Origin of the sequence: Sediminihaliea albiluteola, from assembly GCF_014077625.1 — a bacterium.
In the GTDB taxonomy this organism is placed as follows: domain Bacteria; phylum Pseudomonadota; class Gammaproteobacteria; order Pseudomonadales; family Halieaceae; genus Sediminihaliea; species Sediminihaliea albiluteola.
This window is the reverse complement of sequence record NZ_JACFXU010000017.1, coordinates 25600-49775: the sequence shown is the minus strand read 5'-3', so window position 1 is coordinate 49775 and position 24176 is coordinate 25600. Positions and strand designations below refer to the sequence as shown.

The 24176-nt window shown below is 52.2% G+C and carries 24 protein-coding genes; 11 read left to right on the top strand and 13 right to left on the bottom strand.

Going from position 1 to position 24176, the window contains the following annotated elements:
* Nucleotides 1-8 precede the first annotated feature (8 nt).
* Nucleotides 9-1316, top strand: coding sequence for an amino-acid N-acetyltransferase (gene argA, locus H2508_RS11985; RefSeq protein ID WP_182173948.1), 1308 nt, complete (start codon nt 9-11; stop codon nt 1314-1316).
* Nucleotides 1317-1466: 150 nt separating this feature from the next.
* Nucleotides 1467-3311 (top strand): dihydroxy-acid dehydratase, encoded by a 1845-nt coding sequence (ilvD, locus tag H2508_RS11980; protein WP_182173945.1) that lies wholly within the window; start codon nt 1467-1469, stop codon nt 3309-3311.
* A 75-nt stretch (nt 3312-3386) separates the two neighbouring features.
* Here the strand turns inward: ilvD and H2508_RS11975 are convergent, their stop codons facing one another.
* Nucleotides 3387-4274 (bottom strand): DUF6279 family lipoprotein, encoded by an 888-nt coding sequence (locus tag H2508_RS11975; protein ID WP_182173942.1) that lies wholly within the window; start codon nt 4272-4274, stop codon nt 3387-3389.
* A gap of 253 nt (nt 4275-4527) precedes the next feature.
* On the opposite strand from H2508_RS11975, the gene H2508_RS11970 reads away from it, so the two are divergent.
* The gene (locus H2508_RS11970; protein WP_182173939.1) at nt 4528-5874 is read left to right on the top strand and encodes an alanine/glycine:cation symporter family protein; all 1347 of its coding nucleotides are present in this window, start codon (nt 4528-4530) and stop codon (nt 5872-5874) included.
* Between the two features lie 36 nt (nt 5875-5910).
* Here the strand turns inward: H2508_RS11970 and leuA are convergent, their stop codons facing one another.
* Nucleotides 5911-7587, bottom strand: a complete 1677-nt coding sequence (gene leuA / locus H2508_RS11965) for a 2-isopropylmalate synthase (RefSeq protein ID WP_182173936.1) — start codon at nt 7585-7587, stop codon at nt 5911-5913.
* A 288-nt stretch (nt 7588-7875) separates the two neighbouring features.
* On the opposite strand from leuA, the gene H2508_RS11960 reads away from it, so the two are divergent.
* The 4 genes from H2508_RS11960 (at nt 7876) to H2508_RS11945 (ending at nt 11374) form a co-directional block, all read left to right on the top strand.
* Nucleotides 7876-8361, top strand: coding sequence for an Lrp/AsnC family transcriptional regulator (locus tag H2508_RS11960; RefSeq protein WP_182173933.1), 486 nt, complete (start codon nt 7876-7878; stop codon nt 8359-8361).
* A gap of 96 nt (nt 8362-8457) precedes the next feature.
* The gene (locus H2508_RS11955; RefSeq protein ID WP_182173930.1) at nt 8458-9669 is read left to right on the top strand and encodes a multidrug effflux MFS transporter; all 1212 of its coding nucleotides are present in this window, start codon (nt 8458-8460) and stop codon (nt 9667-9669) included.
* A gap of 58 nt (nt 9670-9727) precedes the next feature.
* Nucleotides 9728-10735 (top strand): cysteine synthase A, encoded by a 1008-nt coding sequence (locus H2508_RS11950; RefSeq protein ID WP_182173927.1) that lies wholly within the window; start codon nt 9728-9730, stop codon nt 10733-10735.
* Nucleotides 10736-10753: 18 nt separating this feature from the next.
* Nucleotides 10754-11374: an NADPH-dependent FMN reductase gene (locus tag H2508_RS11945; protein ID WP_182173924.1), complete on the top strand. Its 621-nt coding sequence runs from the start codon at nt 10754-10756 to the stop codon at nt 11372-11374.
* A gap of 93 nt (nt 11375-11467) precedes the next feature.
* Here the strand turns inward: H2508_RS11945 and H2508_RS11940 are convergent, their stop codons facing one another.
* From H2508_RS11940 to H2508_RS11930, 3 genes are all read right to left on the bottom strand, one after another.
* The gene (locus tag H2508_RS11940) at nt 11468-12109 is read right to left on the bottom strand and encodes a thiol:disulfide interchange protein DsbA/DsbL (RefSeq protein ID WP_182173921.1); all 642 of its coding nucleotides are present in this window, start codon (nt 12107-12109) and stop codon (nt 11468-11470) included.
* 107 nt (nt 12110-12216) lie between these two features.
* Nucleotides 12217-12849 carry a c-type cytochrome gene (locus H2508_RS11935; protein ID WP_182173918.1) on the bottom strand — a complete coding sequence of 211 codons (633 nt, stop codon included), beginning with the start codon at nt 12847-12849 and terminating at the stop codon, nt 12217-12219.
* 37 nt (nt 12850-12886) lie between these two features.
* Nucleotides 12887-13198: a c-type cytochrome gene (locus H2508_RS11930; protein WP_182173915.1), complete on the bottom strand. Its 312-nt coding sequence runs from the start codon at nt 13196-13198 to the stop codon at nt 12887-12889.
* Between the two features lie 116 nt (nt 13199-13314).
* Here H2508_RS11930 and yihA point away from each other — a divergent pair, with 116 nt between their 5' ends.
* Nucleotides 13315-13989 carry a ribosome biogenesis GTP-binding protein YihA/YsxC gene (gene yihA / locus H2508_RS11925; protein ID WP_220463762.1) on the top strand — a complete coding sequence of 225 codons (675 nt, stop codon included), beginning with the start codon at nt 13315-13317 and terminating at the stop codon, nt 13987-13989.
* A 211-nt stretch (nt 13990-14200) separates the two neighbouring features.
* On the opposite strand, the gene polA is transcribed toward yihA, so the two are convergent.
* Entirely contained in the window at nt 14201-16915 is a 2715-nt protein-coding gene (gene polA, locus H2508_RS11920; RefSeq protein WP_182173912.1) for a DNA polymerase I, read from the bottom strand.
* On the opposite strand from polA, the gene H2508_RS11915 reads away from it, so the two are divergent.
* A complete protein-coding gene (locus tag H2508_RS11915; RefSeq protein ID WP_182174796.1) occupies nt 16905-17168 on the top strand; it encodes a hypothetical protein in 264 nt (87 codons plus the stop codon). The two genes, polA and H2508_RS11915, sit on opposite strands and share 11 nt — an antisense overlap.
* Before the next feature lie 129 nt (nt 17169-17297).
* Complete coding sequence (locus H2508_RS11910; protein WP_182173909.1) at nt 17298-17576, top strand: hypothetical protein; 279 nt, start codon at nt 17298-17300, stop codon at nt 17574-17576.
* 97 nt (nt 17577-17673) lie between these two features.
* Here the strand turns inward: H2508_RS11910 and H2508_RS11905 are convergent, their stop codons facing one another.
* The 4 genes from H2508_RS11905 to H2508_RS11890 are packed head-to-tail and all read right to left on the bottom strand — an operon-like array spanning nt 17674 to nt 20675.
* A complete protein-coding gene (locus H2508_RS11905) occupies nt 17674-18333 on the bottom strand; it encodes an SCO family protein (protein WP_182173906.1) in 660 nt (219 codons plus the stop codon).
* A 13-nt stretch (nt 18334-18346) separates the two neighbouring features.
* The gene (gene cyoE / locus H2508_RS11900) at nt 18347-19246 is read right to left on the bottom strand and encodes a heme o synthase (RefSeq protein WP_182173903.1); all 900 of its coding nucleotides are present in this window, start codon (nt 19244-19246) and stop codon (nt 18347-18349) included.
* A 7-nt stretch (nt 19247-19253) separates the two neighbouring features.
* Nucleotides 19254-19904 carry a hypothetical protein gene (locus tag H2508_RS11895; protein WP_328799367.1) on the bottom strand — a complete coding sequence of 217 codons (651 nt, stop codon included), beginning with the start codon at nt 19902-19904 and terminating at the stop codon, nt 19254-19256.
* 3 nt (nt 19905-19907) lie between these two features.
* A complete protein-coding gene (locus H2508_RS11890; RefSeq protein WP_182173899.1) occupies nt 19908-20675 on the bottom strand; it encodes an SURF1 family protein in 768 nt (255 codons plus the stop codon).
* Nucleotides 20676-20760: 85 nt separating this feature from the next.
* Between H2508_RS11890 and H2508_RS11885 the strand changes: the two genes are divergently transcribed.
* Nucleotides 20761-21015, top strand: a complete 255-nt coding sequence (locus H2508_RS11885; protein ID WP_182173896.1) for a DUF2909 domain-containing protein — start codon at nt 20761-20763, stop codon at nt 21013-21015.
* On the opposite strand, the gene H2508_RS11880 is transcribed toward H2508_RS11885, so the two are convergent.
* Genes H2508_RS11880 through ctaD form a run of 3 tightly spaced genes read right to left on the bottom strand, consistent with a single transcriptional unit; the run spans nt 21016 to nt 24163 of the window.
* The gene (locus H2508_RS11880; protein WP_182173893.1) at nt 21016-21990 is read right to left on the bottom strand and encodes a cytochrome c oxidase subunit 3; all 975 of its coding nucleotides are present in this window, start codon (nt 21988-21990) and stop codon (nt 21016-21018) included.
* 47 nt (nt 21991-22037) lie between these two features.
* Entirely contained in the window at nt 22038-22589 is a 552-nt protein-coding gene (locus H2508_RS11875) for a cytochrome c oxidase assembly protein (protein WP_182173890.1), read from the bottom strand.
* An 11-nt stretch (nt 22590-22600) separates the two neighbouring features.
* The gene (gene ctaD, locus H2508_RS11870) at nt 22601-24163 is read right to left on the bottom strand and encodes a cytochrome c oxidase subunit I (protein WP_182173887.1); all 1563 of its coding nucleotides are present in this window, start codon (nt 24161-24163) and stop codon (nt 22601-22603) included.
* Between the last annotated feature and the right edge of the window lie 13 nt (nt 24164-24176).

Genomic DNA, 24176 nt, shown 5'->3' with positions numbered 1-24176 from the left:
AGACACAGGTGACAACAGCGAGTCGCGAACACATACGCTGGTTCCGCAACACTGCGCCCTACATCAATGCACACCGGGGAAAAACCTTTGTGCTAATGATTGGCGGTGAAGTTGCGCAGCATGACAACTTCTATTACATCATTCACGATATCGCCTTGCTCAACAGTCTTGGCATACGCTTGGTGCTGGTACACGGTAACCGGCCGCAAATTGATGAGCGCCTGCAGCAGGCCGGTATCGAGAACAAATTCCACCAAGACATCCGCATCACCGACAGCGTTGCCATGCCACACGTGGCCGATGCTGCAGGGGCGCTACGAGCCCAAATTGAAGCAGGGCTATCAATGGGTCTGCCCAACTCGCCCATGCAAGGTGCAAGTATTCGTGTCTGCTCCGGAAACTTCATCACCGCCAAACCTATCGGCGTTGTGGATGGTGTCGATTTCCAACATACCGGCCGTGTACGCCGCATGGACATTGCCGGCATTTCGCAACAGCTCGCCGCCGGATCAATCGTGCTGCTTTCACCCCTGGGCTATTCACCCACTGGCGAGATCTTTAATCTCGCCTTAGAAGATATCGCAGTGCATTGCGCCGCTGCCATCAATGCCGACAAGCTGCTTTTATTTGGCAGTGCCGCAGGCCTGATCAACTCTGAAGGCAAGCTGCTGCGCCAGATCGCGGTGGGCGACATGGCCAATCTAAAATTTTACGATAAAGAACAGGCGCGACTTGCCGCCACTGCCCAGCGCGCCTGCCTTGCTGGCGTAGAGCGCTGTCAGGTTATTAGCTATCAAGATGACTGCGCCATGCTAGAAGAATTATTTACCCACGATGGCAGCGGCACTTTAGTAGCCACCGATGACTACGAGCAGTTGCGCACGGCGACCATTGACGACGTCGGCGGCATTATCGAACTGATTGAACCCCTAGAGCAGCAGGGCGTATTACTAAAACGCTCTCGTGAGTTGCTGGAAACAGAAATTAAACAGTTCCGCTTACTGGAGCGCGACGGCCGCATCTTGGCCTGCGCTGCACTCTACCCCTACCCCGATGAGGGCTGCGGCGAAGTGGCTTGCGTCATCACCCACCCAGAGTATCGCGGCGGCAAACGTGGCCAGCGCTTGCTGCGCGAACTTGAGGCCGAAGCCAGACGACTGGGCCTAGACCGGGTGTTTATACTGACCACCCAAACTGCGCACTGGTTTATCGAGCAGGGCTTTGAAGAGCGCTCGCGGGATGACTTACCGGCAAAAAAGCAAAATCTGTATAACTTGCAGCGTAAGTCCAAGGTGTTTTTTAAAAGCCTGTCATAGGCTGAATTAGTACAGCTAATTCAGCCCTAAAGTCGCCAGCACTTCAGTAATACTCCAGCCAAAGCGGCGATAATTTGCTATCCTGCTTGGCTCTGTTTCAACCCAATGCGCCGCGCTACATCTTGATAGTGCGGCCGAATTAGGTGCCCTATGCCAGACTATCGCTCTAAAACCTCTACCCACGGCCGCAACATGGCCGGCGCTCGCGCCCTGTGGCGCGCCACCGGCATGAAAGACGATGACTTCCAAAAGCCCATTATTGCTGTGGTTAACTCATTTACCCAATTTGTACCGGGCCATGTCCACCTCAAAGATATGGGCCAACTGGTAGCGCGAGAGATTGAGCGCTCCGGTGGAGTGGCGAAAGAGTTCAACACCATCGCAGTGGATGATGGTATCGCCATGGGCCACGACGGCATGCTGTACAGCCTGCCTTCACGAGACGTCATCTCCGATTCTGTGGAGTACATGGTTAATGCCCACTGCGCAGACGCCATGGTGTGCATATCTAACTGCGACAAGATTACCCCCGGGATGCTCAATGCGGCTATGCGCCTCAACATTCCGGTGGTGTTTGTCTCCGGCGGCCCTATGGAAGCCGGCAAAACCAAACTTTCTGAGCACAAACTCGACCTAGTCGATGCCATGGTGATCGCCGCCGACAGCGATGCCAATGATGACGATGTGGCTGAGTATGAGCGCTCTGCCTGCCCCACCTGCGGCTCCTGCTCGGGGATGTTCACCGCCAACTCCATGAACTGCCTCACTGAAGCCCTAGGTCTGTCGCTGCCGGGCAATGGCTCTACCCTGGCCACCCACTCTGACCGTGAGCAACTGTTCTTGCGTGCTGGGCAGCTCATCGTAGAGCTCTGCAAACGCTACTACGAGCAAAACGACGAATCAGTTCTGCCGCGTAATATCGGCAACTTTGCCGCCTTTGAAAACGCGATGGCGCTGGACATTGCCATGGGCGGCTCAACCAACACGATCTTGCACTTATTAGCTGCCGCCCAGGAAGCCGAGCTGGACTTCACCCTCAAGGACATCGACCGCCTATCGCGCAAAGTGCCACAGCTGTGCAAGGTGGCGCCAAATACGCCGCTTTATCATATGGAAGATGTGCACCGCGCTGGCGGTGTTATGGGCATTCTCGGCGAACTCGATCGCGCCAATTTACTGCACACTGACAATCCCACCGTGCACAGCCCAAGCATGCGCGATGCCCTAGCCAAATGGGATATCGCACAGAGTCAGGACGAAGAGGCTCACAAGCTATTCAGTGCCGGCCCCGGCGGTATTCCCACGCAAACAGCCTTCAGCCAGTCTACTCGCTGGCCCAGCCTTGATCTGGATCGCGAGAATGGCTGTATTCGCAAACTTGAACATGCCTACTCCAGCGAAGGCGGCCTAGCTGTACTTTTTGGTAACATTGCCGAAGATGGCTGTGTGGTGAAAACCTCTGGGGTCGATGAAAGCATTCTGGTGTTCTCGGGCCCTGCCTACATCTGCGAAAGCCAAGAATCAGCAGTAGAAGACATTCTAGCCGGCAAGGTTAAAGAGGGCGATGTGGTGATCATCCGCTACGAAGGCCCCCGCGGCGGCCCCGGCATGCAGGAAATGCTCTACCCCACCAGCTACCTGAAGTCTAAAGGCCTAGGGGCAAGCTGCGCCCTACTCACCGACGGACGCTTCTCGGGCGGCACCTCTGGCCTGTCGATTGGCCACGCCTCGCCTGAGGCCGCTGCTGGCGGTGCTATTGGCTTAGTAGAGCATGGCGACATCATCAACATCGACATTCCCAATCGCAGCATCAACGTGGCAGTGAGCGACGAAGAACTCGCCGCGCGCCGCGCCGCCGAAGATGCTAAAGGCTCAGCTGCTTGGCGACCCGCCAAAGCTAGGCCGCGTAAGGTTAGCGCTGCTCTGAAGGTCTATGCCAAGATGGTCACCAGCGCCGACAAAGGCGCTGTACGCGACCTCTCTCTGCTGGATTAATCAGCTCACTCAGGGCGCTGCCTAAGCGGCGCCCTGCTTTTCTTTATCAAACTTTTTAGCAGCGGTCGGCAAGCCCTACTGTTTAAGGCGAGCCATATCTCGCTGCAAGCTTGTCAGCTTATGCCGCAAGCGACGGTCCTGCCGCTCGCTGCGACTGTTGACTAGCACTACGACTGTCTGCTTGATCACAGCGAAATTGTGCTGAAACAGCTCTTGGTACTCAGGGCTGCCTATTTCTTGACGCTCTGCGAGCGCTTCACGCAGCTCCTGTTGCCAGTTGTCCTCACGTTGCAATATACAGCGCAAACGCTCGATCCACGCTTGTCGCTCCTGCAGCCACAGCTGATCTGCGCGTTTCATACTAGCCACAGCCTCATTAAGCACGAGGCGCTGCTCCTGCGTTAAACGCCCTAAATAAGTATGGAAAGCACGGCGAAAACGCTTATAGGTTTCCTTGTGATAGGCTTTCTCACTGCGCTGTAAGTATTCCTTTTCAAGTGCTTGCTGCTTATCTTCGAGCACTGTGATGAACTTTGCTAACTGAGCTTCGCTGAGCTCTTCACCTAAGGGCAGGAGCCAATCCTCCAAAGAGCGCTCTTGGATACGATTCATCGCCACTTCCAGCTCTGCCACCAAGTCATCCAGTTCCGCCAAAGTTAGGGGCTTATCGAGCATTGCTTCGGCCCGCTGCAGCAGGGCGAGATAGCGCGGTAGTTCTTGCTGACGATGCCATGTTAAGAATGGCTGCAATAAGAGATCGAGCTGCTTCTTTTGCGCTCGGTCAAGCTCCACATAGTCGCTCAAGTACCAAGGCAAAATGACATCGAGGCGATTGTAGACAAAGGTTGTACTGCTGCAGGATGTCAGCAACAGCGTCAGTACTGCCCACAACAATGGTTTCTGCAGCGGCTTACAACAAAGCAGCTTAAAGCGCTGCGCCGCTGCTTGAGTCAAACTAAACACTACCCGGGCACCCTAATAAGCAGCAATGGCAGTTCAGGCTGAGCATGACAAGCTATCCAAATCTACGCCAACACTGGAGCAGTGATGCACGGAGGCTGTTGTGTTGCCCGCATAGAATGACTCCTTCTAGTCTTATTTTAACTGTCACGCAGGGACCTCAGCTTAGAATATCAGTGCTCGGCGCTGAAAGCCCATGTGTTATGCTCGCCATTTTTGCGCAGCATTCACAGATAAGTCGCCAAACGGGAGACCCATGGAATTATTGCAGCAGCTCTCTGCCACTTTCGCCGATGCGGTATGGAGTACCCCTTTAGTCACCTTATTGTTGGGAGGCGGAATATTCTTTGCGCTCTATTCACGCTTCTTACCCTATCGGCATTTCGGTCACGCACTGGGCATTATGCTCGGCAAACACGACACGCCGGATGAGCCGGGCGAACTCAGTCACGCTCAAGCATTGGCCGCCGCCTTATCAGGCACCATGGGGCTGGGCAATATTTCCGGTGTAGCGCTGGCTATCGTAGCCGGTGGCCCGGGCGCCATCTTCTGGATGTGGGTCTCTGCGCTGGTCGGTGTAGCCACTAAATTTTTTACTTGCACCCTCGGCGTCATGTATCGCGGAGAAGACAATCTAGGGCGCCTTCAAGGCGGCCCCATGTATATCATCCGAGAGGCTCTACCGCGTCGCTTTTACCCACTGGCGATCATGTTTTCAGTGGCAGGTTTAGTCGGTACGCTGCCGATCTTCCAATCTAACCAGCTAGCCGCTCTAATTCGCGAACAGGTCTTCCCCCACGCGGACCCGACCATGACCGGCTTACTGATCGGCTGCGCCATGGCTGTCTTAGTGGGCATTGTGATCTTCGGCGGTCTACCACGGGTGGCCAAAGTTGCCGTGGCACTCTTGCCAGTGATGGTACTGACTTATCTCGGCCTAACTCTAATCATGCTAGCCATACACATCGACGAAGTGCCGGGGGTTTTTGCCTCAATCTTTAGTGAAGCCTTCAACCCTCAAGCGGTGGGTGGGGGTCTCTTGGGCATGATTTTAATTGGTATCAGCCGCGGCGCGTTTTCCAATGAAGCGGGGGTGGGAACAGAGGTTATGGCTCACGGTGCCGCGCGCACCAACGAACCGGTCCGGGAAGGCTTAGTTGCCATGCTGGGGCCAGTGGCAGACACCTTGATTGTCTGCACTTGTACTGCACTGGTAATACTACTGGCCGGGACCTGGCAAAACCCAGGCGATTTATCGGGGATCAACTTAACCGTCAACGCATTTCGTGAAGACCTCGGCACTCTCGGTGTCATCTTGATGTTTGCCATCACATTGATTTTATCCAGCACCACCATGTTCACCATGTGGTACTACGGCGCTAAGTGCTTTGGCTTTTTATTCGGAGCTGATATCCAGCACCACTACCGCTGGCTATTTGTTGGCACGGTAATTTTTGGGGCTAGCGTCAGTATCGACGTAGTATTTAATCTAGTTTCCGGCTCCTACGGCCTAATGGCCATACCGACAATGGTCGCCACCCTGATGCTATCGGGTAAAGTTAAAGCGGCGGCAAAAGATTACTTCCGCCGCCACCCTTATTGAACTAAAAAAATCCCTTAAGCCCTATCAATGCCGCGCTCAGGCCGCGGCATTGTCGGCTGCCTGCTTAATCGCACGATTGATGGCGCTCAAGATACCGTCTAGCGAAGCCTGAATGATATCGCTGCTGCGACCTACCCCGCAGTAGCGCTCGCCATTCACATTGAGCTGGATATAACAGACCGCTTCCGCATCAGCGCTCTGACTGAGAGCGTGTTCGCTGTATTCCACCAGCACCACCTGCTTGCCAGTGAAACGACTGATGGCATCGACAAAGGAGGCCACCACGCCATTTCCGGCGCCCTGCAAGCTGTGAGTGCTCGCCCCTTGTTTCAATTCAACTTGCAACTCGTCGACGTTGTCAGAGCGATTGACCTGATAGTTACCCAGCGCGAACTCGCCATCAGTGGCGAGGTAAGTCTGCTGGAAGAGATCCAGTACCTCCGCACCAGAAACTTCTTTCTCACGCTGTTCCGCATAAGCTTGCACCGCTGAACTGAAATCAATTTGCAGCCAGCGCGGTAACTCATAGCCATAGTCACGCTCGAGCACATAGGCAATCCCGCCCTTGCCCGACTGACTGTTAATGCGGATAACCTCTTGATAGGAACGGCCAATATCTCGAGGGTCAATGGGCAGATAAGCCACTTCCCAAGCGCTATCTTCATCGCGCTTAGCCAAGCACTTTTTAATTGCATCCTGGTGACTGCCCGAAAAGGCCGTAAACACTAACTCACCAGCGTAAGGATGACGCGGGTGGACCGGCAGCTGCGTGCACTCTTTAACAGTCTGGATAATTTCGTCCATGTGTCCCAACTGCAACTCGGGATCAACCCCTTGGCTGTAGAGGTTCATCGCCATGGTCACCACATCCATGTTACCGGTTCGCTCACCATTACCCATCAAGGTGCCTTCGACGCGATCGGCCCCAGCTAGTACACCCAACTCTGCCGCTGCCACAGCACAGCCACGATCATTATGGGTGTGCAGAGAAATCAGCAAGCTATCGCGACGTGCCACGTGGTCACAAAACCACTCCACTTGGTCGGCATAGACATTAGGCGTGCTCATTTCAACGGTAGCGGGAAGATTAATAATCACCGGCTTTTCGGGTGTCGGCTGCCACACATCAGTCACTGCATCGCAAACCTGAACCGCAAAATCTAACTCCGTTCCGGTGAAGCTCTCTGGTGAATACTCAAACACCCACTCAGTTTCGGGATAGCGAGCAGCGCAATCTTTCACCAGCTGTGCACCGCGTACAGCAATATCAATAATGCCATCGCGATCCAGACTAAAGACCTGTTCACGCTGCACGGTAGAGGTGGAGTTATACACGTGCACAATGGCCCGGCGAACACCTTTCAAGGCGGCAAATGTCTTCTCGATCAAATCGGGGCGAGCCTGGGTCAGAACTTGCACGGTCACATCGTCGGGAATCCGCTTGTTGTCGATCAACTCGCGAACAAAGTCGTAGTCGTGACTAGAAGCCGAAGGAAAGCCCACTTCAATTTCTTTGAAGCCAATTTTAATCAATTGATCCCAAAGCTTTGACTTCTGCGCTGCAGTCATGGGTTCGATCAGTGCCTGGTTGCCATCCCTTAAGTCCACACTACACCAGAGCGGCGCCTGCTTTAGCTGACGATCGGGCCAGCGACGAGAGGTCATGCGTATAGGCTCAAAAGGCTTGTATTTGCGGTGGTCAAAATGGCTCATGCTTAACTTCCTGATCGTGTATTTGGGAGGCTGGTCTGTCGCGCGCTAGTTAAAGAACGCTCGCCCTCGTGAGGTTTTGCCCAGTGACCGGCGGAGCGATAACCCCGCTGGTACGGCAGCAACAGACGTGTCAGCCAAGGCGCATAGTATAACCTGAGCCCTTGAGTTAATTACTGCAAAGATTGCTATTTTTAGTGGTCTTATTGCAATAATTCACTATTTTTTTTCCATTTATTAGAGTTATAGTCCTCATATACCCTTAACAACAGATACACAGAGGCATCTTCCTTGAAATTTGATCGCATTGATCGCCACATCCTTGAACTGATGCAACGCGATGCTCGCATCAGCAATTTAGAGCTGGCAGAACAAGTGGGCTTATCACCTACGCCCTGCTCCCGGCGAGTTAAGCGCTTAGAGCAGTCGGGCCTCATTCAAGGTCATGTCACACTGCTCAATCAATCCCGGCTAGGCCTAAAACTCACCGCCTATATCGGCATCAGCATGGATCGCCATACCCCTGATCGCTTTGACGCTTTTGAACAAGAAGTGTGCAGCTACCCGGAGGTCATGGAGTGCTCGGTAGTCACCGGCCAAAGCGCTGACTATCTGTTAAAGGCGGTGGTCGCCGACATGGAGTACTACGAGCGCTTTCTGCTCGGCAAATTGACTCGCATACCCGGCGTCACTGGCGTGCACTCCAGCTTTGAGTTGCGTCGCGTCATGCAGCGCACAGCACTACCTTTAGATCATATAAACGGCACCGAAAGTTAGCGCTCACTTTTATCGCAAGCCTTTAATCTATCGAGTTTAATAATCAGCACAAAGCGAATCGATTTGCAGCCTAAAGCGTGGTAGCATCGCCGCCCCATGGCCGCCGCAAATAAGCAATATTTACACCCCGACTCACGCTGGATGCTGGTATTACTGGCCGCCATGGTGTCGCTTGGCCCGCTAAGTATCGATATGTATCTACCGGCCATGCCCGCCATGCGCGAAGCGCTTGATACCTCGGTCGCCAATATTCAGCTCACCCTGAGCGCCTACCTCACCGGCTTTGCAGTTTTTCATCTATTTTGCGGCCCCCTCGCGGACCGTTTCGGCCGCAAGCCGATACTGATTGGCGGTACCGCAATTTTTATCATTGCCTGTATCGGTTGCAGCTTATCAACCAGCGTGGAACAACTGATTGCCTTTCGTCTGCTGCAGGGTCTCGGGGCCTGCGTGGGGCCGACACTATCCCGGGCTGTCACACGCGACCTTTTCGGCCCGCGTCGCGCCGCCAAAGCCCTGTCGATCATTGCCATGCTAATGGCTCTAGCACCGGCCGTTGCCCCTAGCTTGGGCAGCGCCATGCTAATAATTTTCCCTTGGTCCAGTATTTTTGTGTTTTTGGCCATTTATGGCCTGCTAATGGTTTACTTGGTGCACTATTTTTTGCCTGAGTCACTGCCACAGCGACAGAGCCTTCACCCTCTAAGTATTGGCCGCAACTACCGTGAGCTCAGCGTTTCACCCAGTTTTATGGTGGTCGCCCTCGGTTGCTCCCTGTGCTACGCGGCGATGATGTCCTACCTCGCAGCTTCCGGCTTCGTCTATTTGGAAATGCTCGGTGTACCGATACAGTACTTTGGCCTTATTTTTCTTACCACGGTAGTGGGCTATTTTATCGGCAGCGCCTCCAGCGCCAAACTTGCCAGCCACTTTGAATCCGACCAAGTAGTACGCATGGGCGCCATATTAGCTGCCAGCGCCTGCCTGATCATGCTGACTTGTAGCAGCATTTGGCCACAGAGCATCTGGGCTCTAATGTTACCGACAATGATCTACACCGCCTCACTGGGCATGGTATTGCCACACGCCATGAACCTGGCCCTGCAGCCTTACCCGCACATGGCAGGCACTGCATCTGCCTTATTTGGCTTTATTCAAATGGGCGTCTCAGCAGCTGCCAGCGGAGCGGTTGGCCTGCTGCTGAGCGACTCACCGGCACCCATGGTGTGGCTGATGTCTATCCTAGCTGGCCTAGGGCTTATTTTACTGCTGCGCGTACGCAGCCTAGATCCGCCTCAGGAGACCTGACCAGTGGCCTGTGGCTATGGCATACTAGCGACCCATTTTTACTAGCGGAGATCTGCCCTTGCACAGCGCCGCCGATGTCACCCAACTGATAGGCAATACGCCACTCCTGCACCTGCGCCAAGTATCAGAGCAGACCGGCTGCACGATTCTAGGAAAAGCCGAATTTCTTAACCCCGGCGGCTCAATCAAAGACCGCACCGCACTGGGTATTATTCGCGCTGCGGAGCAAGCTGGCGAACTGCGCCCCGGCGGCCGAATCGTAGAGGGCACCGCTGGCAATACCGGTATTGGTTTCACCCTATTAGCCAATGCCCTGGGCTACAGCAGCACAGTAGTGATGCCTATCACTCAGAGTAAAGAAAAAATCGACACCCTAGAGCTGCTCGGCGCCGATTTGCACCTCGTGCCCGCAACCTCCTACGCCGACCCAAATCATTACGTCCACACTGCCGAGCGCCTTGCCGCAGACTACGCCAAGAAAGAGCCTAATGGAGCAATTTGGGCACGACAATTCGACAACCCCGCTAACATGGCCATGCACCGCGATACCACTGGCGAAGAAATTTGGCGCCAATGCGAGGGCAAAATTGATGGCTTCGTATGCGCGGCTGGCACCGGTGGCACCTTGGCGGGGGTTTCCACTGCACTGAAGGCTCACAACAAGAACATTCAAATTGGCATTGCCGATCCCTCTGGCGCTTCACTAGCGGCTTATTTCCGCAGCGGTAAGCTACAAGCCAGTGAGGGCAACTCCATTATGGAAGGCATCGGCATCAACCATGTCACAGGTAATATCGCCCTAGCCCAAGTTGATCACGCCTTCAATATCAGCGATGCCGAAGCGCTGCCCTACCTCTTTGCTCTACTGCAATACGAAGGCTTGTGTCTAGGCGGCTCCTCAGCGATCAATATTGCCGGCGCTGTGCGACTCGCCGAGGAACTCGGGCCAGGCCACACTATCGTAACCATCCTCTGTGACTACGGTAACCGCTACCAGAGCAAACTGTTTAACCCCGTATTTCTAAACAATAAAAACCTGCCCACCCCGGGCTGGATGACCATCTGATTGACCCAAGGACTTGGCATGAAAATTGGCATTATCAGCGGTAGCCACCGCAGCAATTCACAAAGTGGCAAGGTTTCCCGCTATATTGAGAAATCTCTAAAAGCTCAGGGAATATGTGATGAGACCTGGCTGTACGACCTAGCCGACAGTGATCTACCGTTTTGGGATGAAGGCGTTTGGGATGCGGATAACAGCGAGTGGCAAGCACTGCTGCAACCATTGAGCAAAGCGCTCCATAGCTGTGATGCTTTTATCGTGGTGTCACCCGAGTGGCACGGCATGGTGCCCTCGCGCTTAAAAAACTTTTTTCTGATGTGGACCGCTGGGGAAGAGCTCTCTCACAAGCCGGCGCTGATCGTCACGGTGTCAGTTGCTGACGGCGGCTCTTTTCCGGTCGCCGAGTTACGCACTAGCTCTTACAAAAACAACCGTATCTGTTATCTACCAGAGCATCTCATCATTCGTTATGTCGACACGGTGTTCAATGACAATGAGCAGGACAACAACCCCAGCGCTCAGGAGTACTTTGAGGCACGTCTTAGCTATTGCTTAGAAATGTTGCGCGAGTACGGTCTCGCATTTAGACAGATACGTGCCAGCGGCAAAGTGTCGCTAAAAAACTACAGTAGCGGGATGTAGGACTTCAACATGCGCTGCTAGTGAGCAGCGCTGAGTAGCTTAAAACTTTAAAAAGCGCGACCCATTACCGGTCGCGCTGTACTTTTCTAGATACTAGCTTTGCTTTTGGCTAGCGCTAGCTCGCTCTTTCTCAATCAGATAATCAGCAATTTTCAGCATATTGGCCTGACTGCCAGCCTTGCGTGTGCTGATGCGATACTTACCATTTACCATCATCTCTGGCGTACCAGTAATTTTGGCCGCACGGGCACGGCTATTCGCTTGGCGTACCTGACTATTGATGCCAAAAGAGCTGTAGACCTTATCGAAATCTTCAGCAGATACCCCGTTTGCCGTAAATAATGCTTTAATTTCATCATCAGAGGCGAGGCGCTTACGGTCGACATTCATCGCCTGAAATAATACTGGGTGCATAGTCTCTAAGACACCTAGCACTTGCGCGGTGTAGTAAGCTTTGGCATGAAGCTCCATGCCTTTGTTCCACACGGCGGGAGAGCCATGGGCTTCGACATCATCAGCCAAAGTCTTCTTCCACTGGCTAACCATCGGCTCAAAATTGTAGCAATGACCACAGCCATACCAGAAAAACTCTACTACTTCGATTTTGTTGCTATTGGCAGTACGCACCGACGGAGTGATCAGGTCGTAGTGTTCGCCCTCTCGCCACTCTTGCGCTACAGCAGACAGAGGCATTAGAACAGTAAGCGATAAAGCCACAATCAATTTTTTCAGCATGGAAATCTCCCTATAAAACGTTCAACTATGACCACAGTGAGCCCATAACGTTCTGTAAAACGAAAAAAAGGCGATTAAACAATCGCCTTTTTCACTAGCTATAAGGCTTATTTCAAGCCCGCCGCATAACTCGCAACGGCTTCTATTTCCTTGTCGCTCAAGCCAAAGGCCGTGGTACGCATGATTCGGGTATCACCATCATTGGTACGCCCAGCTTCATCTTCATAGCCCTGGCGGTACATTTTAAGCTGGCTGGCAATATAGTCAGCATGTTGCCCAGCTAGTGAAGGGAAGCCAGCGGGTGCATTACCCTTACCCCGAGGTGAGTGGCAAGCAGTACAAGCAGCTACGCCACGCTCAGCCACTCCAGAGCGGTAGACTTTCTCACCAAGCTCTAGGAGCTCAGGGTCTGTCTGACTACCGCTGCGCGGCTGGGCGGCATAATAAGCCGCTATATCAGCAAGCTGTTGATCGCTTTTGCCATCAAGCTGGCCAATCATAGTGGGTACTGGACGGGCACCATCGCGAATATCCTGCAACTGCTTAAACAGGTAGCGCGCGTTTTGGTCTGCCAGTTTGGGGAAGGTGGGCGCGGCACTATTACCATCCGCACCGTGACAGGCCGAACAAGCTGTAGTCATTTGCTTGCCAGCATCCGCGTCGCCTTTAGGCATCGTTGCTGCTTGGCTAAGCTGACTTAAGCCAAAAAGCAGGCCGCATATCATCGCGATCTTTTTCATTTCACTTCCAGGTCTGAATTATGGATTGTAGGCCGGCTTACTCAGCTGGCGAGGACATATACTCAATCAATGCTTGGTAGTCTTCATCGCTACAGTTAAAGCACATACCTTTTGGCGGCATGGCATTTAAACCACCGTTGACGGACTGCATCATTTGCTCCATGCCTTTTTCAAGGCGCGGCTGCCAAGCTGCAACATCACCGGTTTTAGGCGCACCGGCAACCCCTGTGGCGTGACACACAGCACAGCTGCTGTTGTACTTATCCATTGGCGGCTCAGCAAGGCTCGCTGGCGCATAAGACGCGGCGATCACGGTGACGGCGCAGGCCAGGAGTTTCAAGTTTTTCATGGGTGACCTCAATCAGTGTCGGGATTAATGCCAGATTCGCAAGCAGATGATAACTTGCGAAGAAGCTGTGGCATTATATACGAGTTACCCCATGCAAAAAAAGGCGACCTTCTCGCATGTCCGATTTGGATACCTCAATGATTGTCACTGCGCCCGATTACCGTCAGGCAAATTTTCTACTCAGCGCCAGTAAGTTTAGCCAATGCCCGCCTGACCAGGGCTGGGAAGTTGCTTTTGCAGGCCGCTCTAACGCTGGAAAATCTAGTGCAATCAATAGCTTAACTGGCAATCGAAAGTTGGCGCGCACTTCTAAGACGCCAGGGCGAACCCAGCTGATCAATTTCTTCTCTCTCAGTGATGATCAACGACTGGTCGATTTACCCGGCTACGGTTTTGCCAAAGTACCGCAATCAGTCAAAAAAGAATGGACCCGACAGCTAGAAACTTACCTACAGGAGCGCCAAAGTCTCCGCGGTCTAGTGTTACTGATGGATGTGCGACACCCACTACAGGCCTTTGATCAGCAAATGCTCGACTGGGCACTGGCCGCTCAAATGCCGGTGCACATCCTCCTAACCAAAGCCGACAAACTCAAAAATGGCCCTGCTAGCTCAACACTGCTAAAGCTGCGTAAGCAGCTGGCTGGACACGCGGATCTAGTGAGCGTGCAGCTGTTTTCGGCCCTAAAAGATACGGGTCATAAAGAACTTATCCGGGTGTTAAATGCCTGGCTCTGTGACAGCAGCGCCCAGGATGAGGGACCAACAGCAGAATCTGAACCCCTGCCCTGAGTGAATATCATCAATAAAAAAAGCCCAGTCACCTATAGGGGGTAAGTGACTGGGCCAGATAGCGTCTCTGGGGAAGAGACTTGCTCATCTATTGCCCATGGAGAGTGAGCAATTGAGCGTGTAGCCGTAAGCTACGAATATTAAGACGCCCATTGACGAGATAAGTTCCCCTTGCGCTTAGAAACTTTTCCGAGCCCCCGTCAGCTGTCAATCAATGGGCCTCGTCCCAGTTCGCACCGGCACCGGCCTCAACTAAAAGTGGCACTGCCAACTGCGCGGCACCAGCCATTAGCTCGCATACCCTTGCGCTGATCGCCTCAACTTCTTGCTCGGCCACTTCCAGTACTAACTCATCGTGCACTTGCATAATAATACGGGCATCTTGGCGCTCATCTTGCAGCCAGGCATGAACCGATAGCATCGCTTTTTTAATGATATCTGCAGCGCTGCCCTGCATCGGCGCATTAATCGCCATACGCTCAGCAGCTTGCACCCGCATTTTATTACGCGCGTTAATTTCTGGCAGATAGAGCCGCCGCCCAAACAAGGTTTCCACATAGCCCTTGTCATGGGCTAACTCTCGAGTGCGGTCCATGTAATCTTGAACCCCCGGATAGCGTTCAAAATAGCGCTCAATATACTCTTGGGCCTCATTTCGCCCCAAGTGCAACTGACGCGCCAAGCCAAAGGCCGACATACCGTAAATCAGGCCAAAGTTGATTGCTTTGGCTTTGCGCCGCTGCTCTGAACTGACCGCTTCGAGTGGCGTTTCAAACACTTCTGCAGCGGTCGCCCGATGCACATCCAGCCCATCTTTAAAGGCTTTCAGCAGGCCTTCATCGGCTGATAGATGCGCCATGATACGCAGCTCAATTTGAGAGTAGTCCGCCGCAACAATGCGATAGCCCTGGGGAGCAATAAAGGCCTGCCGTACACGGCGCCCCTCCACCGTCCGAATGGGAATATTCTGCAAATTGGGATCGGAAGAAGACAGGCGCCCAGTCGCCGCCACCGCCTGATGATAAGAGGTATGAACGCGCCCCGTTTTATCATTAATCATTTCCGGCAGCTTATCGGTATAGGTCGATTTCAGCTTGCTCAAACTACGGTATTCCAATAAGAGCTTGGGCAAGGGGTAGTCCAGCGCCAACTCTGCCAATACCTCTTCTGCCGTCGAAGGTGCACCCTTAGGTGTTTTGCGAATTACTGGTAGCTCTAATTTCTCAAACAATATTTCACCCAGCTGCTTGGGTGAACCCAAATTAAAGGGCTGCCCGGCCAGCTCGTGTGCCTTTTCCTCGAGTACCTGTAGACGCTTAGCTAAATCACTGCTGTGCTGCTGCAGTAATTCTCGTGAAATTAGTGCTCCCTGCCGCTCTATCTGGGACAGTACAGGCACCAGGGGCATCTCAATGTCTTCAAAGACAGAGACTTGGCCCGCCTCCTGTTCTAACTTAGGCCACAGAGCTTGGTGTAGACGCAAAGTGATATCGGCGTCTTCAGCTGCATAATGCGCCGCCTGCTCCAGAGGGATCTGATTAAAAGTCAGCTGTTTAGCACCTTTACCAGCAATCTCTTCAAAGCTAGTGGTCTTTAAGCCGAGGTATTTGAGAGCCAGACTGTCCATATCGTGACGTGTCGCCACGGAATCTAAGACATAGGATTCCAGCATGGTGTCATAGCGAATGCCGCGCAAAGTAACCCCATGGTTGGCCAACACGCTGGCATCGTACTTCAGGTTCTGTCCGACCTTGGCTAGGGCGCTATCCTCCAGTAGAGGCCGCAACTGCTCCAGCACACTGTCGCGCTCAAGCTGCTCTGGCGCACCTGGGTAGTCATGGGCTAGCGGCACATAAGCCGCTTTACCTACCTCCACTGCAAATGAGAGGCCCACCAACTCTGCATCCATATATTTGAGGCTGGTGGTCTCGGTGTCAAAGGCAAAAACTTCTGCCTGCTTGAGACGAGCTATCCAGCGCTCAAGCTCGGCCTGATCAGTGATAGTTTCATACTCCTGCTCAAGCTGCTCTGCCGCGGGCTGATCTTCATCACTGAGTAACTCATCTAACCAAGCTTTAAACTCAAGTCTCGTATACCACTCGAGTAAAGCCTCCTTGTCAGGTGCCTTATTGCTAAGGGTCTCTGGCGTTTCACTCAACTCAACATCTGTCTTAATGGTTGCTAATTGATAAGACAAAAAAGCTTGATCGCGCGCTGCCTCTAGCTTTGGCCCCATAGTTTTAGCGCCACGGAAGCTCAATTCAGCAACTTTATCCAATCCGGCGTAGATCTCTTCTAAGCCCCCCAAGCCCTGCAATAAAGCCAGTGCCGTTTTCTCCCCCACGCCTGCCACTCCAGGAATATTGTCGACTTTATCCCCCATCAGGGCCAGGAGATCGATAACTAGACTGGGGGGAATGCCAAATTTTTCCTTCACCCCCGTTTCATCCATGGCTGTCCCGGTCATCGTATTGACCAGAGTGGTATTGGCATCCACTAGCTGCGCCATATCTTTGTCACCTGTCGAGATAACTACGGCACGACCCTGTTCACTGGCTTGTCGGGCCAATGTGCCAATAACGTCGTCTGCCTCCACTCCCGGTACGCAGATCAGGGGCAAGCCTAGAGCCTCAACCAATTTATGGATGGGCTCTACTTGCTCGCGCAGCTCATCCGGCATCGGCGGGCGCTGCGCTTTATATTCAGCAAATAATTCATCGCGAAAAGTTTTGCCCTTGGCATCAAAGACCACCACCACTGGGCTCTGGGGATAATCCTTTAGCAGCCGTTTCAACATACTGATAACACCTCTTACGGCGCCAGTAGGTTCTCCTTTGGAATTTGACAGTGGAGGAAGCGCGTGAAATGCGCGATATAAATAGGAAGATCCATCGACCAAAACGATGGGGCTTGCATTGTCTGCCATGGAGTTTCTCGCTGCTATGAATGTCGGCCCACTGAAAACCACTTGTGGCGCAGGGGCGTTACCAAAGGAATTAAAGCCCAGCGTCAAACAAATTACCACGCTTGATCACGGCTTGCTCAACAAAGGCAATAAACCCAGGGCGAAGTGTTACCAAACATTAAATTTACGAAATAATTCACAGCACAGCAATTCCAATATAGAACCCACAACCAACAAAAAACCAAATAAATCCTTATATATCAATAAGATATGAATGTTACTCGCGGTGAGTTTCTCAATGAGATCAACATGCGAAAAAGTAACACAATGTTACCGAAACTGTACAATCTCGATAAATGTGTTACCCTATCGACTCTAAAGTAACACTCAAGGAGTAACAAACATGAAACTACGTTCTATTTTGGGATTAAGTTTAATCGTTCTGGCGCCCGTCGCTGGCGCACAGAGCGTGGATCAGCTATTTGTAAGAGCTGCTTTGCATGAGTCTAGTGCTGCTGCAAAAATAGCTGTGGAAGATAAAGCGGAGCACGAGAACTTTGCCCCCGCTTACCAAAACACAAAGTCTGTAGCTGAAGATCTCGATACCTTCTTACAGCAGCGTTTTGATCGAGATGGCGATATCCCGCGTCCTAGCGAAGCACTTCTGGTTAGTGCTAACTAGCCCCAAGGCGATATCCAAACTTAGCTTTAGCTGAGTTGAACCAGGCAGTGCTGCCACATACTTAAGTAGCACTGCCTGTGCCCTTAGTTCAGGGCGACTAGTGGTTCCAGAGGTAGCGTATCGAACGATAGCTAACCTTCATTTTGGCCAGATCAAGTGGCGCCTTGAAAAATCCGTGGTAGTGCCCTCTTGGGTTGATAAGTACCACATTAGAACTATGATCGACTTGGTAGTTATCACCTTGCCCAGGCACCTTGCGAAAAGGTGTATTCAAGGCTGTTGCAAAGCGATGAATATCTAAAAACTCCCCCGTCACCCCGACAAATTCCTCATTGAAAAAAGGCAGATAACGAGCCAGTTGCTCTGCTGTATCTCGCGCTGGATCTACTGTAACCATGACCACCTGAATATCACTCGCTTCGCTACCTTCAAGTTCAGTAACAAAGCGATTCAAGAAGCTCATGGTCGTTGGGCAGATATCTGGGCAGTGCGTAAAGCCAAAGAATACCAGCGACCAGCGACCTTCAAAGCGCTCAGGACCAAAGGCTTCGCCGCGATGATCAATGAGCGAAAAAGCTCCTATTTCACGGGGTGTTTCGAGAACATAAGTGCCATTCACCTTTAACTCAGCGTCACTCATAATCCGTGGCAACCCGATGCGATAGACAAAGCCGGCAATCACCACACAGATGAACACTAGGATGACAGCAACAGTTAAGCGGATTCCGCGTCCTTGTCGCCTCTTATCATTAGACATGGGGCTCTCTCGTTTACAGGCTGGCAACGGGGAACAGGTAGTGATCCACTAGCATCACTAGGAACAAGGCCATCAGATAGCTTATGGAATACTTAAAGGTCTCCATCGGCGCCTTGGGGTTCCGATTCCGCAATAACTCAATGGCCCAATATAAGAAACCACCGCCAAGCACCACTGCGCCCAGCAAATACAAGGGCCCACTCATGCGGGTCGCAAAGGGCAGCAAAGTAATCACAAACATGATCAGGGTGTAGAGTAGGATATGAATCTTGGTGAAGGTTACACCATGAGTTACCGGTAACATGGGGATATCCACTGCGGCATACTCCTCTCGCCGGTGAATAGCCAGAGCCCAAAAATGCGGCGGTGTCCAAGCAAAAATAATCAGCACTAACAGCAGGGCATGACCATGAATTTCACCGGTCACAGCGGTCCAGCCCAACAGTGGCGGGGCTGCTCCAGCTAAGCCACCAATGACAATATTCTGCGGCGTGGCACGCTTTAAATACATGGTATAGACAAAGGCGTAACCTACTAGGGAAGCTAAAGTTAACCATGCGGTTAAGGCATTAACCCAAATCACCAAAATCGCCATTCCTAGGCCACCGATGAGCAGCGCAAAAAGTGCCGCTCGGGAAGTCGGTACCCGGCCCTGAGCAACGGGGCGGTTGCGCGTACGCGCCATCCGCTGATCGACTTGCTGATCGACGAGGTGATTAACCGCCGCCGCCGCACCAGCGCAGAGCGCGATGCCTAGATTACCCAGAATCAAAATATCTAAGGGCACCATACCCGGCACAGCCATAAACATCCCGATGGCCGAGGTCAGTATCATCAGCAGCACCACGTTGGGCTTGGTCAACTCTTTGTAGTCGCGCCAGGTCGCTTTGGCTGTCATTATTGTTTCTGCCATATATAGTCTAGTCGCTTGAGTTTTTCAGCAGGAATTTCAGATCTGCGATCACGTCTTTATACGATACGCTGTTATTGTAGGACATCATAATCCAGCCCGCAGGATCCATCAGATACCAAGTGTCCTCAGCTTGCAAATGCTCAGCAAAAAGTTTGTCAAACTCTTCAGGACTAGCGCGAAGTGCCTGTAGGCCAATTTGCTCCGTAGCAAGGTAGTCCTTAAAAGTACCGGGAAGAGGGTGCTGGTCACTTAATTCTGCGACTTCAAATTGTGTATCACTTAGCTGCTGAGTACCCACATAAAAACGCTGGATTCTCAGCAACTCCTTGCCCATCGCCATATGAATCTGTCGCGCGGTGTACAGCAGATGTTCGCACTCAGCAGCACAGCGCGCGCCCTGGTTTGGAATGACAAAGCTCCATTTCGGATCTAGCTCTTGAAACCTAAAGGCGCTGCCATCAACTTTGATTAACCCAGCTTCAGCAATTTGCCGGGGTGGCTGAACTAAATCTCCGCGGTTTGCAGTGCCCAGAGTTCCTATCAGATCAATGTCACCGCGAACAACAAAATACCATAGCCAAGTGGCCGCTAAGATCATGGTCAGTGGAATACCGGCAATCAATAAGATGACCATTCGATTATTATTAACTTGGCTCACCTGTTAGTTTTCTCCCTTACTTTGAGGCCGCAGTACACGCCACAGGTTACTGCTTCGAAATATAAAAAGCAGCAACAACACAAGCGCCATACTGAACCACTGCAGTGCATAACCACTATGCTTAGCTGGACTAACATTCACTAGCGGCCAGTCAGCCAATAAAGCCGCGGGGTCGTCAGCGTCCAAACGCAAGGTATAGGGAAACAGCTCCCCCCCTAAGCGCGTCTGCAGTGCTGCCTGCAGTTTATCCATCTCCAGTCCCTGCAATACCAAAGGCCAATCAGCTAATAAATCTTGCTCGCCAAGCAAGTAAGGCTCACCGGGCGACACATATAGTCTGCCCTGCAATTGCAGTACGCCACTTGGCTGCCTCACTTCTGGCAGGGCGCGTCTGGCCGCATCTCCAGCAAGCCAACCACGATTAACCAATACTTTGCGATCACTAGCTTGCAAATGAAACACGCCCAGCACTTCGTAACCAAATTGCCGCTGCCTCATACGGTTATCCAACAGCAGGTAGCGTTGGCTATCAAAATGCCCCTGCACACTGACCGCCCGGTAGGGCAGCTCACCGAGCTCGGCATCCCATAATGCTGATAGTGGCACCGGCGCTTCTGCTTGGCGCTCTTCCCAGGCAGCAGCCAGCTCACGCTTTTGTTCCGCTCGATCAAGCTGCCAAAAACCCAATGCCACTAGCAAAGGCAAAAGTAGGGCAGTAAACAGTGTGAGACGCCACTCAAGGTTTAGTGCTAGGCTTTCTCTTTTGCTCATCTCATTACCACCCAGCTCTTGTGACAAAACAACAGCACAAGCCCAGCTGGTTTATACTGCAGAGCAAAATATGAGGAGCTGAACATTGTTAAAAGCCGTGATTATTGTATTGGTGCTAGCACTGCTCGCCAGCCTGGGAAGTGGGTTTTACTACCTGATGAAAGACCAGGGTGACAAAAGCAAACGAGGCACGGTTCATTCGCTAGGTATCCGAGTAGCCCTTGCTGTCAGTTTGCTGGCTATCATTATTTATGGCGTAGCAACTGGGCAACTCGGTCACGGAACCCCTTGGGATGCCGGCCCGCAAGGCACAGCACAGCAAGGGGCCGACAGGGACTAATCAGAGTACATAGACGAACAGGAATAAGAGCACCCAGACCACATCAACAAAGTGCCAATACCAACTCGATGCTTCAAAACCAAAATGATCTTCTGCGCTAAAGTGTCCAGCTCTAACCGAGCGCAGCCACTGCACCAATAGCATGGTCATACCGATTATCACGTGGAAGCCGTGAAAACCGGTCAACATAAAGAAGGTCGAACCATAGATACCAGAGTTTAGAGTCAGGCCATAGTGAGCGTATGCTTCGTAATACTCTAATGCCTGCAGAGCAACGAAGATCATACCTAGCAGGACACTAATCCCCAGCCATAAATTAAACTTGCGCTTGTTATCGGCAAGTAATCCCGAGTGCGCAATATGCACCGTGACACTGGATGACACTAGAATTATGGTATTCCACAAAGGCAGCCACTTCCACCACGCAGAGGCTTCACTGATCGCCATACTTTTTTCAAAGCTAACAAAATCACCATTATTGGCAATCGGTTGACTGGCAGCACCGCCCATCGCTTCTTGCGGGGTGATCGCCATCGGCCAAGTGTATTCAAAGCCCGGCCAGAGCAAACCGTTCATGCGCCCGCCATCGCCCTCGCCACTTAACCAAGGGCCAACTAAGTTACGCACATAGAACAGGGCGCTGAAAAACACAAAGAAGAACATGACTTCAGAAAAAATGAACCAGAACATCCCCAGAGCGTAGGACTTCTTCATCTGAGCACTGCTCAAGCCCGCACGATTTTCTTTAATTGTGGTGCGAAACCAGCCAAAGAGTGTGGCAAGGAAGAAAAACAAACCGCAGAGAAATATGGTCCAAGAATTCGTTTCAACGCTCGGATCGCCATAGGTCATGTCATTCATGACATTAGCGGCACCAAACAAGCTTAAAAATAAGCCGGTGGCAGCACACAAGGCCAACCTGCTCTTTTCAGGTACATAGTATTTTTCGAACTCGGTGGAAGTCTGGGGCGTCATATTATTGGCTCTCCATTAATATCTATACCAGTCTCCGACCGGTATACCTAGCGGGCAGCGACCGCCATATCTGTTACATCAAAGATGGTGTAAGACAGCGTAATGGTGCGTATATCTCGCGGCAGGTCTAGGTCGACAATAAACTGCAGCGGCATATCGGCCCCAGACTCAGCCTCTAAAGGTTGTTGGTTGAAGCAAAAACACTCAGTTTTATGAAAGTACTCGGCAGCTCGAGCCGGTGAAATGCTTGGAATTGCCTGTGCCACCATAGCTTTTGGCAAAGGATTAAAAGCACGAAATACCGTATCGTTAGCGGCGCCCGGGTGCACTTTCATCATGGTGACTGCGGGCTTGAACTCCCAGGGCATCCCTTCGTTATTAGTGGCAATGAACTGGATTGTGATCTCACGCTCCTCATCCACTACCGATTGCGCGGCAGTGTAGGCCTGACCACTTGTTTTGCCATTGATGCCCAGTGCATCACACAACACGTTGTACAAGGGCACCATCACCACAAAAACAAAAGCGAACATCAACACAGCCATCACCACCAACTTAGCGGCAGTATTAATAGCTGGGTTGTTACTCACCCTGATCATGTCGCAGTCTCCTACTTCACTTGCGGAGGGGTTTCAAATGTATGGAAGGGCGCTGGTGTAGCAACCGTCCACTCCAGACCTTCTGCACCTTCCCAGACTTTTTCATCAGAAATAGGCTTACCTGCAACAATCGTGGAGATCACGTTGTAGCCCCAAAGCAGCTGGGACAGGCCGTAAACAAAAGCGCCGATGCTGGACATCATGTTGAAGTCAGCAAACTGCAGGGCGTAATCCGGAATTCGGCGCGGCATACCTGCTAGGCCCACAAAGTGCTGCGGGAAGAAAGCCACGTTAAAGCTAATAAAAGAGATCCAGAAATGGGTTTTACCCATAGTTTCGTTGTACATACGGCCGCACCATTTAGGCAACCAGTAGTACACCGCCGCGGTCATCGAAAACAGCGCTCCAGCTACCATGACATAGTGGAAGTGTGCGACCACAAAGTAACTGTCGTGATACTGGAAGTCTGCCGGCGCGATAGACAGCATCAAACCGGTAAAGCCGCCGATGGTAAATAGAATCAAAAAGCCAATGGCGAACAACATGGGCGTTTCGAAGGTCATCGAGCCGCGCCACATCGTGGTCACCCAGTTGAACACTTTCACCCCCGTGGGCACAGCGATCAACATAGTGGCGTACATAAAGAACAACTCACCCGCTACCGGCATGCCCACGGTGTACATGTGGTGAGCCCATACTAGGAAGGATAGCAGGGCGATACTCGCGGTGGCATAGACCATCGAGTCGTAACCAAACAGAGGCTTGCGGGAAAATGCAGGGATAATCTGCGACACCACGCCAAAGGCTGGCAGAATAATGATGTAAACCTCAGGGTGCCCGAAGAACCAAAAGATATGCTGGAACAGAACCGGATCACCACCACCTGCGGCAGAGAAGAAGCTGGTGCCAAAGTGAATATCCATCAGCATCATGGTCACCGCACCCGCCAAGACCGGCATAACGGCAACTAATAAGAAAGCAGTGATCAACCAGGTCCACACGAACATCGGCATCTTCATGTAAGTCATGCCCGGTGCCCGCATATTCATCACCGTAGCGATGATATTAATCGAGCCCATAATGGAGGACAGACCGGCCATGTGGATACCAAAGATAAAGAAGGTAACCGAAGGTGCGGCGTAGGTGGTGGACAGAGGCGCATAGAATGTCCAGCCAAAAGCTGGGCCGCCGCCTTCCATAAACAGGGTTGAAGCCAGTAATAAAAAGGTTGGTGGTAAAATCCAGAAGCTCCAGTTGTTCATCCGCGGCAAAGCCATGTCCGGAGCCCCGATCATCATCGGGATCATCCAGTTAGCCAGGCCGACAAATGAAGGCATGATCGCACCAAACACCATGATCAAACCGTGCAGGGTGGTCATCTGGTTGAAAAACAGCGGGTCGACTAGCTGCATACCGGGCTGAAACAGCTCGGCGCGAATAACCATGGCAAAGCTGCCGCCCAAAATAAACATACTGAACGAGAACCACAGGTACATGGTTCCAATGTCTTTGTGGTTGGTGGCAAACAGCCACCGTGAAAGGCCCTTGGCAGGACCGTGATGATGAGCGCCCATCGCTATCTCCTCC